The sequence below is a fragment of the Anaeromusa sp. genome (genome assembly GCF_028691475.1).
Classification (GTDB): domain Bacteria; phylum Bacillota; class Negativicutes; order Anaeromusales; family Anaeromusaceae; genus Anaeromusa.
The window spans coordinates 41,623-54,410 of record NZ_JAQUZF010000002.1 but is presented as its reverse complement, the minus strand read 5'-3'; the positions used below and the strand labels follow the sequence as shown (position 1 = coordinate 54,410).

13 protein-coding genes and 1 riboswitch are annotated in these 12,788 nt (G+C 50.8%); of the genes, 1 reads left to right on the top strand and 12 read right to left on the bottom strand.

All coding sequences use genetic code 11. The features are described from left to right. The 7 genes from metK to dapF form a co-directional block, all read right to left on the bottom strand. A partial coding sequence (gene metK / locus PHF27_RS00890) for a methionine adenosyltransferase (protein ID WP_300064937.1) occupies window positions 1-1,027 on the bottom strand: 1,027 nt, incomplete at its 3' end. 70 nt (window positions 1,028-1,097) lie between these two features. Continuing rightward, window positions 1,098-1,203: riboswitch (SAM riboswitch) on the bottom strand. 47 nt (window positions 1,204-1,250) lie between these two features. Next, window positions 1,251-2,465: a bifunctional phosphopantothenoylcysteine decarboxylase/phosphopantothenate--cysteine ligase CoaBC gene (gene coaBC, locus PHF27_RS00885; protein WP_300064935.1), complete on the bottom strand. Its 1,215-nt coding sequence runs from the start codon at window positions 2,463-2,465 to the stop codon at window positions 1,251-1,253. A 13-nt stretch (window positions 2,466-2,478) separates the two neighbouring features. After that, window positions 2,479-2,685 (bottom strand): DNA-directed RNA polymerase subunit omega, encoded by a 207-nt coding sequence (gene rpoZ / locus PHF27_RS00880; RefSeq protein ID WP_300064933.1) that lies wholly within the window; start codon window positions 2,683-2,685, stop codon window positions 2,479-2,481. Next, complete coding sequence (gmk, locus tag PHF27_RS00875; RefSeq protein ID WP_300064931.1) at window positions 2,682-3,323, bottom strand: guanylate kinase; 642 nt, start codon at window positions 3,321-3,323, stop codon at window positions 2,682-2,684. Before gmk ends, rpoZ begins: the two co-directional genes overlap by 4 nt. 22 nt (window positions 3,324-3,345) lie before the next feature. Then, a complete protein-coding gene (remA, locus tag PHF27_RS00870) occupies window positions 3,346-3,612 on the bottom strand; it encodes an extracellular matrix/biofilm regulator RemA (protein ID WP_018703243.1) in 267 nt (88 codons plus the stop codon). 43 nt (window positions 3,613-3,655) lie between these two features. After that, window positions 3,656-4,555 carry a YicC/YloC family endoribonuclease gene (locus PHF27_RS00865; RefSeq protein WP_300064929.1) on the bottom strand — a complete coding sequence of 300 codons (900 nt, stop codon included), beginning with the start codon at window positions 4,553-4,555 and terminating at the stop codon, window positions 3,656-3,658. Further along, the gene (dapF, locus tag PHF27_RS00860; protein ID WP_300064927.1) at window positions 4,552-5,403 is read right to left on the bottom strand and encodes a diaminopimelate epimerase; all 852 of its coding nucleotides are present in this window, start codon (window positions 5,401-5,403) and stop codon (window positions 4,552-4,554) included. Before dapF ends, PHF27_RS00865 begins: the two co-directional genes overlap by 4 nt. A 227-nt stretch (window positions 5,404-5,630) precedes the next feature. Here dapF and PHF27_RS00855 point away from each other — a divergent pair, with 227 nt between their 5' ends. Next, a complete protein-coding gene (locus tag PHF27_RS00855) occupies window positions 5,631-7,379 on the top strand; it encodes an NFACT family protein (RefSeq protein ID WP_300064925.1) in 1,749 nt (582 codons plus the stop codon). Between the two features lie 223 nt (window positions 7,380-7,602). Here PHF27_RS00855 and pyrR read toward each other — a convergent pair whose 3' ends face one another. From pyrR to PHF27_RS00830, 5 genes are all read right to left on the bottom strand, one after another. Next, a complete protein-coding gene (gene pyrR, locus PHF27_RS00850; RefSeq protein ID WP_300064994.1) occupies window positions 7,603-8,154 on the bottom strand; it encodes a bifunctional pyr operon transcriptional regulator/uracil phosphoribosyltransferase PyrR in 552 nt (183 codons plus the stop codon). Next, window positions 8,154-9,107, bottom strand: a complete 954-nt coding sequence (locus PHF27_RS00845) for an RluA family pseudouridine synthase (protein WP_300064923.1) — start codon at window positions 9,105-9,107, stop codon at window positions 8,154-8,156. The genes pyrR and PHF27_RS00845 overlap by 1 nt, the downstream gene beginning before the upstream one ends. After that, the gene (gene lspA / locus PHF27_RS00840; protein WP_319404439.1) at window positions 9,104-9,547 is read right to left on the bottom strand and encodes a signal peptidase II; all 444 of its coding nucleotides are present in this window, start codon (window positions 9,545-9,547) and stop codon (window positions 9,104-9,106) included. The genes PHF27_RS00845 and lspA overlap by 4 nt, the downstream gene beginning before the upstream one ends. 150 nt (window positions 9,548-9,697) lie before the next feature. Then, window positions 9,698-12,490, bottom strand: a complete 2,793-nt coding sequence (ileS, locus tag PHF27_RS00835; RefSeq protein ID WP_300064919.1) for an isoleucine--tRNA ligase — start codon at window positions 12,488-12,490, stop codon at window positions 9,698-9,700. A gap of 124 nt (window positions 12,491-12,614) precedes the next feature. After that, window positions 12,615-12,740: a hypothetical protein gene (locus tag PHF27_RS00830; protein WP_300064917.1), complete on the bottom strand. Its 126-nt coding sequence runs from the start codon at window positions 12,738-12,740 to the stop codon at window positions 12,615-12,617. Window positions 12,741-12,788 lie beyond the last annotated feature (48 nt).

Sequence of the window (12,788 nt, the reverse complement as noted above, 5' to 3'; positions counted from 1 at the left end):
GCTTTTTAATCAGTTCCGCAATCAATGTTTCCTCTACCTTGGCGGTGCCAAAGGTTTCCACCATGATCGATACCGGCTGAGCTACGCCAATGGCGTAAGCCAGCTGAATTTCACATTTGTCCGCCAAGCCGGCAGCTACGATGTTTTTAGCAACATACCGTGCTGCATAAGCACCGGAACGGTCAACTTTTGTCGGATCCTTACCGGAGAATGCGCCGCCGCCATGGCGAGCCATGCCGCCATAGGTATCAACGATAATCTTCCGTCCCGTCAAGCCGGCGTCGCCTTGAGGGCCGCCCACCACAAAACGTCCGGTGGGGTTGATATAATACTTGGTCTTGTCATCCAAGAACTTAGCGGGCACAACCGGTGCAATGACATGCTTGCGCAGGTCTGCTTCAATTTGCTCGCGTGTTACATCAGGACCGTGCTGTGTGGAAATAACGATAGCGTCAATGCGTACAGGTACGCCGTCTTCGTATTCCACGGTGACTTGGGTTTTGCCGTCCGGACGCAAATAGTCCACTACGTCGGTTTTGCGGATTTCTGCAAGGCGGCGGGACAGCCGATGCGCCAAAGCAATCGGCAGAGGCATAAATTCTGGAGTTTCGTTCGTGGCATAGCCGAACATCATGCCCTGGTCGCCAGCGCCAATGGCTTCCATTAAATCGGTATTGCCTTGTTTAGCTTCTAAGGCTTCATTAACGCCCATGGCAATATCCGGCGACTGCTCGTCAATGGATACCATTACGCCGCAGGTTTCGCCGTCAAAGCCGAACTTAGCACGGGTATAGCCGATTTCCTTAACCGTCTCCCGAACAATATGCGGAATATCCACATAGCAAGAAGTGGTGATTTCACCAACCACATGAACCAGGCCGGTCGTTACTAAGGTCTCGCAAGCCACGCGAGCCTGAGGATCCTTGGCCAGAATGGCGTCCAAAATGGCGTCAGATACTTGGTCCGCCAGCTTATCCGGATGTCCTTCTGTTACTGATTCCGATGTAAATAATACTCGTTTCTTCAAGAATGCTTCGCCTCCTATTTTTCGACTAAAAAAGAAACCCTCCCTAAAAAGGGAGGGAACTTGGTCCTTACTCCCATCTCGCATCAATAGATGCAGGAATTGGCACCGTTTTGCTTCAATAGCAATGGTTGCCGCAGCTTCATCGGGCCAGTCCCTCAGCCAACTCTGGATGGTTTGCTTATACAATTGTAGAGAAAACACAAATTAAATTATATAGACTGCATCAAGAAAAAGCAACTGTATCAGCCAACATTTTTTCAAGCAGATCCCATAAGCGGGCGGCTACTTCCTCTTTGGACAGCTGCGGCCACTCCTCCATGGCGCCATCGCGACGCAAAATCTTGACAATATTTGTATCGCTTTGAAAACCAGCGCCAGGCATGGTCACATCATTAGCCACAATCAAATCCAAATTCTTCTTTTCCAGTTTTTCTCTGGCATGAGCCAGAAGCTCCCTGGTTTCCGCCGCAAAACCTACTAAAAGCTGGCCCTGCTTTTTCTCACCCAATTCTTTGAGTATATCCGGGTTTTTCTTCAGAACCAAGGTGAGCGGCTCGTCATTTTTTTTAATCTTATGCTCCGCCGGATGCTCAACAGCATAGTCGGCAACGGCAGCCGCCTTTACTACTACCTGCACCTGCGGAAATTCGCGCAGCACCGCTTCTCGCATCTGCGCCGCTGATTCCACATTGATGCGCGTTACCCCCGCGGGCGTCTCAAGCGCTACCGGACCGGAAACAAGCACGACCTCCGCGCCGCGCCGCGCTGCTTGGGCGGCAATGGCATAACCCATTTTACCGCTGGAGCGATTGCCTAAATAACGCACCGGATCAATCGGCTCTCTTGTGCCGCCAGCAGTTACCAGCACCCTCACGCCTTGAAGGCTTTGCCGTTCCTGCAGCACAGCCTCTGCGGCTTCAACAATTTCCACCGGCTCCGGCAAACGCCCAGGACCTTCGGTGCCGCAGGCCAGCAGGCCGCAGGCCGGCGGCAAAATGCGGTACCCTAGTTCCGCCAGCGACCGCAGGTTTTTCTGCACAACCGGGTTGAGATACATATTGGTATTCATCGCCGGCGCCAACAAAACAGGAGCTTTGGTCGCCATAAGCGTCGTTGAAAGCATATCGTCGGCAATGCCTGCAGCCAGTTTGCCCAACATGTTGGCAGTAGCCGGCGCCACAATAAATAAATCTGCCGCCGTTGCCAGAGCAATATGCTCTACATGCCAGTTTTTAGGCTCATCCCACATGCTGACAACCACCGGCTGGCCGCTCAATTCCCGAAACGTCAACGGCGTCACAAATTCAGCGGCATGCTGCGTCATAACCACATGCACCGTCGCCTTTTGCTTGCGCAGCCGGCTGACAAGTTCCACAGCCTTATAGGCGGCTATCCCGCCGCACACGCCTACCACAACAGTCTTTCCCGTAAACGGCATGGTAGAGCCCCCTTTACTTGATTCCGTGTTTCGTCCGTTCATAGGTAATGCGATCACTAGCAATTTCCTCTAGCGCCACGGTCACTTGCTTCTTAGCGCGTCCTTCTAAGGTTCCTGGTTCTTCATCCAGCAAGGTCCGGGCCCGCTTGGCCGCCAAGACTACCAACGTATATTTGCTGTCCACTTTTGTCATCAATACATCTAGAGACGGTTTTATCATATCAATTCCCCCGTATGTGAAATATCCCCAAATTTTTGCATACTTGCAATCAAGCCAGCGTTGCGCCGCACCCGGCATTTTTCAGCCATAACAATGCCCTTAACTTTGGCAACGGCATCGGCTATTATGTCATTAACCAGTACGTAGTCGTATTTAGAAGCCAAGGTTACTTCATGTTCCGCCGCTTGCAAGCGACGTTCAATTACATCCGCTGTTTCCGTACCACGCCCGGCGATGCGCCGTCTTAATTCGGTCAGCGACGGCGGCATTAAAAAGACAAAAACGCCATCCGGATAGCTTTCCTTTACCTGCAGGGCGCCTTGCGTGTCAATTTCCAGCAAAACATCGCTGCCTGCCTCTAAACGCTCCAGTACATAGTTTCGCGGCGTGCCATAATAATTCCCGTATACTTCCGCCCATTCCAACATGGCTTTTTCTTGAATCATCTCCTGAAAACGGTCTTTCGGCGTAAACCAGTAATTCACGCCATGCACCTCCCCTTCCCTGGGGAGCCTGGTCGTAGCGGAAATAGAAAATTCAAGATAAGGCAGTTGTTGCAGCAGTTCTTTGCAGACTGTGCCTTTACCGGTTCCGGAAGGCCCGGAGATTACAATTAAAATCCCTTTGGCTTGCGCCATAGCTGCTTACCTCGTTTCTGTTTTAGTCTTGAGGATCGCTGCCGCTATCCTTGTTCACCAAGCGATGCGCCACCGTTTCCGGCTGTACCGCGGACAAAATAACATGATCGCTGTCGGCAATGATGACCGCTCTGGTGCGACGTCCGTACGTGGCGTCAATCAGCATACCCCTGTCGCGGGCTTCTTGAATAATACGTTTGATAGGCGCTGATTCAGGGCTGACAATCGAAATAATCCGATTGGCAGAGACAATATTACCAAATCCAATATTGATCAACTTGATATCCATAAATACATCCTCCTATACGCTAATCCTACCGTACTGTCCTAGCTCACTCTACGTTTTGCACTTGCTCGCGCATTTTTTCCAACTCGCTTTTCATTTCCACGACGATTTTTCCCAATTCAAAATCATTGGCCTTCGAAGCCATGGTATTGGCTTCTCGATTGAGCTCTTGCAGTAAAAAATCAAGTTTCCGTCCCACCGGTTCCGGTACAGACAAGGTAGTGGAAAACTGATCTAAATGGCTGCGAAAACGAACGATTTCTTCTACGATGCCGATACGGTCGGCAAAGAGCGCGGCTTCCTGGAGCACTCTGCTTTCATCGGGAGCCGTTCCTGCCGCCGCCAAAAGTTCCCTCAGCTTAAGGAGCAATTTCTCTTGATACTCACAGGCTACTTGGGGCGCCCGCGCTTCCACCGTCTGCAACCGCTCCCGAAGCAAGGCAATGCGCCGCGCAAAATCCTCTTGTAAATTACAGCCTTCCTGGCGTCGCATCGCCAGAAGCTGGGCCAAAGCCGCCTCTAACGCTTCCTGCAGCACAGGCCAGCGGTTTTCGGCATCTTCCTGCGCTTCCGTTACTCTGATAATATCCGGATAGCGCAGCAGCTGCTCCACCGTCAGCGTTTGGGGCAATCCCAATTGCGTCGCCAACTCCTGGCCCGCTTGAAAATAGGCTTTAGCCAATTCATAATCCACTTGCACATTAGCGGCCTTCGAGCCAACTTCCTCAAAGGAAATAAATACATCTACCCGGCCGCGTTGCAGCTTTGCCGAAACAAGGCGTCGTACGCGCTCTTCCAGCACCAACAGCGCTTTAGGCATACGTACGACTACTTCGCCATAGCGATGATTTACCGACTTAATCTCTACTTGCATGCGAAAGCTAGCGCCTTCTTGCACGGAAGAGGCCGCTTCACCGCGCCCAAAACCGGTCATGCTTTGTATCACTGTATCGCCTCCTGTCCGCGCAGGCGGCAGGTCCCGCGAAACACTTCTGTCGCCGGCCCCGTCAGATACACATGATTATCTTCTTCCGACCATTCTACTTCCAATACGCCGCCGTCGAGAGCCACTTTACAGCGTCTCTCCGTCAATCCATTCAACACAGCTGCCGTTACGGTTGCGCAGGAACCAGTGCCGCAAGCCAGCGTAACCCCAGCGCCGCGTTCCCATACACGCATGCGCAATGCTTGGCGGTTGATAACCTGGACAAATTCCACATTGGTCTTGCGAGGGAAAAAAGCATGTGTTTCCAGTTTCGGCCCCCAAAGCTCCAGCGGGACCGCTTCCGCATCGTCTACAAAGATCACCGCATGCGGATTGCCCATGGATACGCAAGTAACAGCAAAGTCTCCATGCTCTGTTTGCAAAGACCGGCTGACAACGCGTTCCTCTCCGCCATCTTTAACAGGGATGTCCTTTGCTGCCAGCTTAGGTTCCCCCATATCCACCCGAACCTGTCCGTCTTCCAGCAGCTTCGGACGAATCAAGCCTGCTTTTGTTTTAAAAGTCATTTCTTTTTGGTCTGTCAAGCCGTTTTCATAGGCAAAACGAGCCATGCAGCGCGTCACATTGCCGCACATTTCCGCTTCACTGCCGTCGGAATTAAAAATCCTCATTTCAAAGTCAGCTTCCTGTGACGGTAAAAGCAGCACCAGGCCATCGGCGCCAATGCCGAAATGCCTGTCGCATACAGCAATAGCCGCTTGTGCATTATCAGGGAAGGCGTACTTGCTTCCATCCACTAAGACAAAATCATTTCCGCAACCATGCCATTTGCTAAAAGAAAACTGCATTCTTATCCCTTCTTTCCTTAAGCCGCGTCCATTCCCTTCAGTAACGGCGCTACAGCTGCCAAAAACAGCGTCATCCATTGCTACTTATTGTACTGGCAGAAGCTGTTCTTGGCAAGTAAAAAGCCCGATAAATCTCCGTTTTACTCCCGAAATCGCTCTAAAATTGACCCGTACGCCCTTGAATGCTATACTGAGTTCAACCTTTTATTATGCAAGGAGGAACGCACATGGCTAGTATCGACGGCCTTACCTGGTGCGCCGTTGCCGCGGAGCTTGCCGCTAAGTTAATTGGCAGCCGCGTAGACAAGGTGTTCCAACCCCATTCCCATACCATCGTTTTGTCCCTGCGCCAGCCGGGACATTCTTATTTTCTTTCTCTTTGCGGCCTGCCTAATTCGGCAGCCGTCCTGCTTCTTGAAGAACGCCCGGAAACCCCCTCCCAAGCGCCTGCGTTCTGCATGTTGCTGCGTAAGCATTTAGAGGGCGCTCGTTTGCTAAACATCAGCCAGCCAGGCTTCGATAGATTGCTGATTTTTAATTTCGCCGCCCGGGAAGAAGGCGGGCAACTTAGTGAAAAAGAGCTTGTCCTAGAAGTTGCAGGGCGTCACAGCAATTTAATCTTTCTTCGCAATGGCCTTATTGCGGATGCCGTACGGCGCGTCGGCCCCGAAGACAGCCGTTTACGGCAAATTCTACCCAATATTCCTTATGAAACGCCCCCTTTAGAGGGAAAATTGAATCTTGCAACTCTCAAGCAGGAATTGTTTGAGCAACGTTTCAACTTGCAAGCAGATCAAGGCGCCACAACAACCGCCTCGCTAATGGCCACTTTGGCTGGCGTTGGTCCTTATACAGCTGGAGCTTGCCTAGCAGCCGCAGCAGAGCTCAGCACTGAAAAACCTCTGACGCAACGTCTTTGGCAGGTTCTAGCAAACTGGCAAGAGCAGCTGCAAAACCCACAGTTTTGGCACGCCCATGCAGTGTTGCGTCCTAATGGCAAAGTCCAAGCTCTGCTTCCTTTTATACCGTCAGCGCTTCCTGACGGTTTCACTGCCCTAGCTTGCTCCTCCCTGCTTGACGCTTTAGCCTTGCTGCATCGGCGTGAAGCACAGCAGCAAGAGCTCCAACGGTTTGTGCAAACCGAGCTGACAAAATTATCTCGCAAAAAGCATATTTTAGAGGAAGAATGCCAAGAAGCCTCCTTAGCCGATCATTGGCGCCTTTATGGCGACCTACTGATGGCGCAGCTGCATCTAGTAGCCAAAGGAGCTTCTGAGGCCACGCTCCCCAATCTATTTGAACCGGATGCGCCAACCATTCAAATTCCGTTGGATCCTTCGCGCACGCCTGCTGAAAACGCCCAGCATTGCTATCGACAATATAATAAGAGCAAGCGGCGTCAGATCGTTTTAGTCGAACAAATCCAGCAAACAACTAATACGCTTTCTTATTTGGACAGCGTAGAAACTATGCTGCAAACGGCAGCGACAACCGCTGAAATCCAAGAAATACGGCAGGAATTGACAAGCACAGGTTTTTTGGCGGCTCCCAAGAAAAAGCAAGCCGCCCTTCCGCTGAGCCAGCCGCTGCAGGTGCAAGGACCAGAGCAAAGTCTGATCTGGGTGGGACGCAATAACCGACAAAACGACGAACTGACCTTCCGCCGCGGCAAACCCGGCGATTTATGGTTTCATGCTAAAGACATGCCTGGGTCGCATGTGCTGCTGCAAATGCCTCCAGGCCTAACAGCCAGCAAAGAAGCTATCGAACTTGCGGCGTCTTTGGCTGCTCATTTCAGCAAGGGAGCTGCTTCCAGCCGCGTGGCCGTCGACTATACGGACCGCAAACAGGTCAAAAAACCTTCCGGCTCCAAACCCGGTTTTGTTATTTATTTCCAACAAACCACATTATATGTCTCACCCAACCCAGAACATCTTAAGCCTTATCTGGAAAACAAGAGAGCGAAAACAAAGTAACAGTAAGGATTGAACAAGAGTCGCGGGAGTCACGGGAGGGTACCACAGAGGGTTACGGTGTATTATATTTCTTAAAACTTGATGCATCTGCTTTTTCAGCTGCAAAAACCATTCAAAAAAGCTGCCCGGCACAAAAACCGGACAGCTTTTTCCATTTAACGCTCTATTGTTCCCTCTGGCCACTCCGGTTCTCTTGTTCGTCCTTCGTGCCCAACAAGTTCTCCTAATCCACAAACTCCCGAATGATAACCTGCTCAACACCGTCGCAGGCTTCCAGTTGCACGCTAACCACTTCCCGCGAGGAAGTAGGCACATTTTTACCGACATAGTCGGCGCGAATCGGCAATTCCCGATGGCCGCGATCCACTAATACAGCCAAACGAATGGATTGAGGACGCCCCATATCGATCACCGCGTCCAAGGCGGCCCGGATGGTACGCCCCGTATACAGCACATCATCCACCAGCACGACAATTTTGCCATTCAAGTCAAAGGGGATTTCCGTACCATGCACTACAGGCTGATAAGCCAAGGTCGACAAATCATCTCGATACAAAGTAATGTCCAAAAGGCCGATAGGCGGACGATAGCCTTCGATTTTTTCAATAGCCCCTGCCAAATATTCCGCCAGCGGCACGCCTCGCGTACGAATACCGAGCAAGACAACGTCTTTCACGCCTTTGTTTTTTTCAATAATTTCATGGGCAATACGAGTTAGGGCTCGCTGCACCCCTTGGCCATCCATAATGACCGCTTTGTCTTGAATCTTTCTCATCATTCGACTCCTCCTATCGCAAATTGCTCTCGCAGCTCTTTTAGTATGCTTTGCATATCTTGCGGCAAAGGCGCTTCAAAAGAAAGAACCTCTTTCGTCTGAGGATGGGTAAAGGACAATTGCGCTGAATGCAGCGCCTGTCCCTGGATTAAATGGCTAAAATACGGCTTCAAGCGGCCATATTTCGGATCTCCTACCACTGGATGGCCAATATACTGCATATGCACCCGAATCTGATGCGTCCGCCCCGTTTCCAGACGGCATTCCAAAAGCGTATATTCTGTAAAACGCTCTACCACTTTAAAATGAGTAACTGCTTCTTTGCTGTTCTCAAAGGTCACCGCCATTTTTTTACGGTCCTTCGGGTGCCGGCCAATAGGCGCCTTGACAATCCCTTGTTCTACCGTGACAGCGCCGTGAACAATCGCCAAATACTTGCGTGTAGCTGTCTTTTCTTTGATCTGCTTCGCTAATGAAAGATGAGCCGCATCTTCCTTGGCTATGACCAGCAAGCCGGTCGTATCCTTATCGAGACGGTGCACAATACCGGGTCGAACCTCTCCGTTGATGCCGGATAAATCTTTGCAATGCTCTAAAAGAGCATGTACCAGCGTCCCGTGATGATTTCCTGCAGCCGGATGGACGACCATGCCGCGCGCTTTATTAATCACTGCTACATGCGCATCCTCATAGACAATATCCAAAGGCAAATCTTCCGGCTGCAAAGAGGATGCTTCCGGCTGCGGTTCGCGCCAGCAAACTTCCTGTCCCGCTTTGAGCTTAAAATTCGCCTTGGAGCTTTGGCCATCTACCGTTGCAGCGCCGGCAACCAACGCTTTTTGCACATGACTGCGCGAAGCCTGCTCCAAACGCTCCGTTAAAAAAACATCAAGACGGAAACCGGCCTGTTCCGGCTCCACCCTCCATAACTGGGTTGTATTATATTCGGTCATTCTGACGTTTCCCGTCCTTCCTCCCGTAGCAAGCCCCAAACAATTAGAGTCGCCCCCAGGCAAATACCAATATCCGCTAAATTAAAAATGGGCCAGATACGAAAATCCAAATAGTCAATAACAGCCCCCAAACGAACTCGATCCAGCAGGTTTCCTACCGCACCGCCAGCCAGCAAACTCATGCCGTACCGAACCCATATTCCCTGCGCCGCCAGCTCTTTATAGGCAAAGGCCAGAAAAGCCAGCAAAAAAGCGGCGATAGCAATAAAGAACAAAGTCTGATTTTCAAAAAGACCAAAAGCAGCCCCTGGATTTTGAATATACGTTAAATGAAAAATACCAGGCAGCACGGGAATGGATTCCCCTAACTGCATAGTCCCGGAAAATAACTTTTTCAGCAATTGATCGGCAATAGCCAGCGCTACGCCCCAAACAAACACCTTCAATACATTCTCTCCTGCCACTCAAAACCACTTGGTTCCTTAATTATTTTATTGTACAGGGAAATCAAGCAAAAGGCAAAGAAAAAGAGGTCCGGCTGAGCCAGACTCTCTTTTTCAAGGCTTTCGCTTTTTCTAGTTAACCCTAGTTTATTTGCTTAATACCGTAGCGCAACGCGCGCACAAAGTCGGATGTTCTTCATTTTGTCCGACTGACTGGCTGTAAATCCAGCAACGCTCACATTTTTCACCTTTAGCTGCCTGCACAAGCACCGCCATATCACCAGTTTCGTTCCGCACGGCGTTATCCGGAGCTTCTGCCAAAGGCAGTACTTCCGCGCCGGAGGTGATGGTCAAGGAAGCCAGTTCCCCTGCAGTCAGACCGGAAAGAAGCGCCAGATTTTCTTCTGCCGTATACACAACCAGGTTGGCATCCAACGAATGACCGATATCCTTATTGCGGCGAGCCTGTTCCAGAGCCTTCATAATATCGCCACGCACCGCCAAAAGCTTAGTCCATTTAGCGTCCAAAGCCTCATCCAAATACTGCGGGCAGGCTTCCGGCCACTCGCTCAATTGAATGCTCTCCAAATGTTCCTGGCCGCTTTGCTGGGGCAGGTACCGCCAAATTTCTTCACTGGTAAAGGTAAGAACTGGCGCCAGTAGCGACAGCAAGGTCATGGTTATTTTATGCATCACCGTTTGCGCCGCCCGACGCCGCTGATCATCCGGAAGTTCCGCATAGAGGCGATCTTTAATGATATCCAGGTATACGGCGCTGAGATCAATGGTGCAGAAATTATGAATGGTGTGATACAGCGTATGGAATTCATACCGATCATACGCCGCTGTCACTTTTTCCCGCACTTGCTCCAAACGCAAAAGCGCCCAACGATCCAACTCGCTCAGCTGCTCATAAGCAACTGCATGCCGATTTGCATCAAAATCATTAAGATTGCTCAGCATATAGCGGAAAGTATTGCGGATTTTGCGATAAATTTCCGCCAATTGCTTGAGAATGTCATTGGAAATGCGTACATCTCCCTGGTAGTCGGCGGAAACTACCCACAGACGCAGAATATCCGCGCCGTATTGTTTGATGACCTGTTCCGGGAAAATAACATTGCCCACAGACTTACTCATTTTGCGGCCTTCGCCGTCCACAACAAAGCCATGCGTCAATACGGCCTTATAGGGGGCTCGTCCCCGCGTAGCTACAGAAGTGAGCAAGGAAGACTGGAACCAACCGCGATGCTGATCGCTTCCTTCCAAGTACATGTCCGCCGGCCAAGCAAGCTCTTCACGCTGCTCCAATACCGCTGCATGGCTAGAGCCGCTGTCAAACCAAACATCCATAATGTCCGATTCCTTACGGAAATGGTCATGTCCGCACTTGGGGCAAGTCGTTCCTGATGGCAAAATATCTTCAGCGTCATATTTCCACCAAGCATCAGAGCCTTCCCGTCCGAAAAGCGCAGCCACAGCCTGAATGGTATCATCATTAATCAACGGTTCATTACACTCGCGGCAATAGAAAATCGGGATTGGCACCCCCCAGACCCGCTGCCGGGAAATGCACCAGTCTTGACGATCCGCTACCATGTTGTGAATGCGTTCTTCGCCCCAGCCTGGGTACCATTTGACATCGCGAATAGCAGCCAGCGCTTCTTCTCGATAACCGGCTACCGAAGAAAACCACTGCTCTGTAGCCCGGTAGATCACCGGATTTTTACAGCGCCAGCAGTGAGCGTACTGGTGACGAATCGAACCTTTGGCCAAAAGCAAGCCGCGGCTTGCCAATTCCTTGATAATGGGCACATTAGCGTCTTCAATCTGCATGCCCGCAAAAGGACCGGCTTCTTCCGTGAATACGCCGCTGGGATTCACCGGGTTGATAACCGGCAAACCGTATTTCTTGCCGACTTCAAAGTCTTCCGGACCATGTCCCGGCGCCGTGTGCACGCAGCCGGTGCCTTGCTCTAACGTGACATGCTCGCCCAGTACGATCGGAGCTTGCCGTTCCAAGAAGGGATGATGAAAGACCAAGCCTTCCACATCGCTGCCTTTAAAGCGCTCCAAGATGGTAAAGTTCTCTTTCTTAGCTGCTTGAACTACCTGTTCCGCCAATTCCGCAGCCAACAGATATACTTCTTCATCCACTTTCACCCAGGCATACTCGATTTCCGGATGAAGGGCAATCCCGGCATTAGCCGGCAGCGTCCAGGTCGTCGTCGTCCAAATGACCGCATACGTTTTAGAGGCATCCACACCAGCAGGCAGCTTCCCTTTAGCATCGACCAAGGGAAATTTCACGAAAATAGAGTGCGATTTTTTTTCGGCATACTCAATTTCCGCTTCCGCCAGCGCCGTTTCGCAGGATACGCACCAATATACGGTTTTAAGGCCTTTATAAATATGACCTTTTTTCGCCATTTCTCCAAACACTTCGATCTGTTTGGCTTCATAAGAGGGTTTCAGGGTCACATAAGGATTATCCCAGTCGCCGCAAACTCCCAAGCGTTTGAAGTCGCTGCGCTGGGCGTCAATCCATTTGTGAGCGTATGCATTACATTCCTGACGCAGCTGCAGCGGGTCCAGCTCATGACGGTTTAAGCCCAAATTTTTAATAGCTGCATGCTCAATCGGCAGGCCATGGGTATCCCAGCCAGGCACATAGGGCGCCTGAAAGCCGCGCAGCGTCTTATATTTGATAATGATATCCTTCAAGACTTTATTAATGGTATGGCCAATGTGAATATTACCGTTAGCATAGGGAGGTCCATCATGCAAAATGAACTTTTCCTTGCCGGCGCGCCGCGCCACGCGCTTTTTATCAATATCGTTCTTTTGCCAGAAATCAATGATTTCCGGCTCGCGCTGAGGCAGATTGCCTCGCATAGGAAATTGAGTTTCCGGTAAATTAAGAGTTTTGCTATAATCCACTGTTTCCTGCACCTCCAAAAATACATAAAAGCCCCCCGTCCCGGAAAAGGGACGAGAGGCTATTTTCCCGTGGTACCACCCTTGTGACCGCCATGGCGGCCGCTTGTGGACACAGTAACGCGTGTCATACGGAAAGCGACTCATTATAGCCGTTTTCAGCTCCAGAGTGATCTTCCGCACACTGCTTCAGCCGGGCTTCCACCCTTCCCGGTTCGCTGTTTTCCACCTGCGCGCGTACTGTTTCCTTCATTGCCTATGTCCATATTTGAAACAAATTATACACAAGTTTTATCAAAAA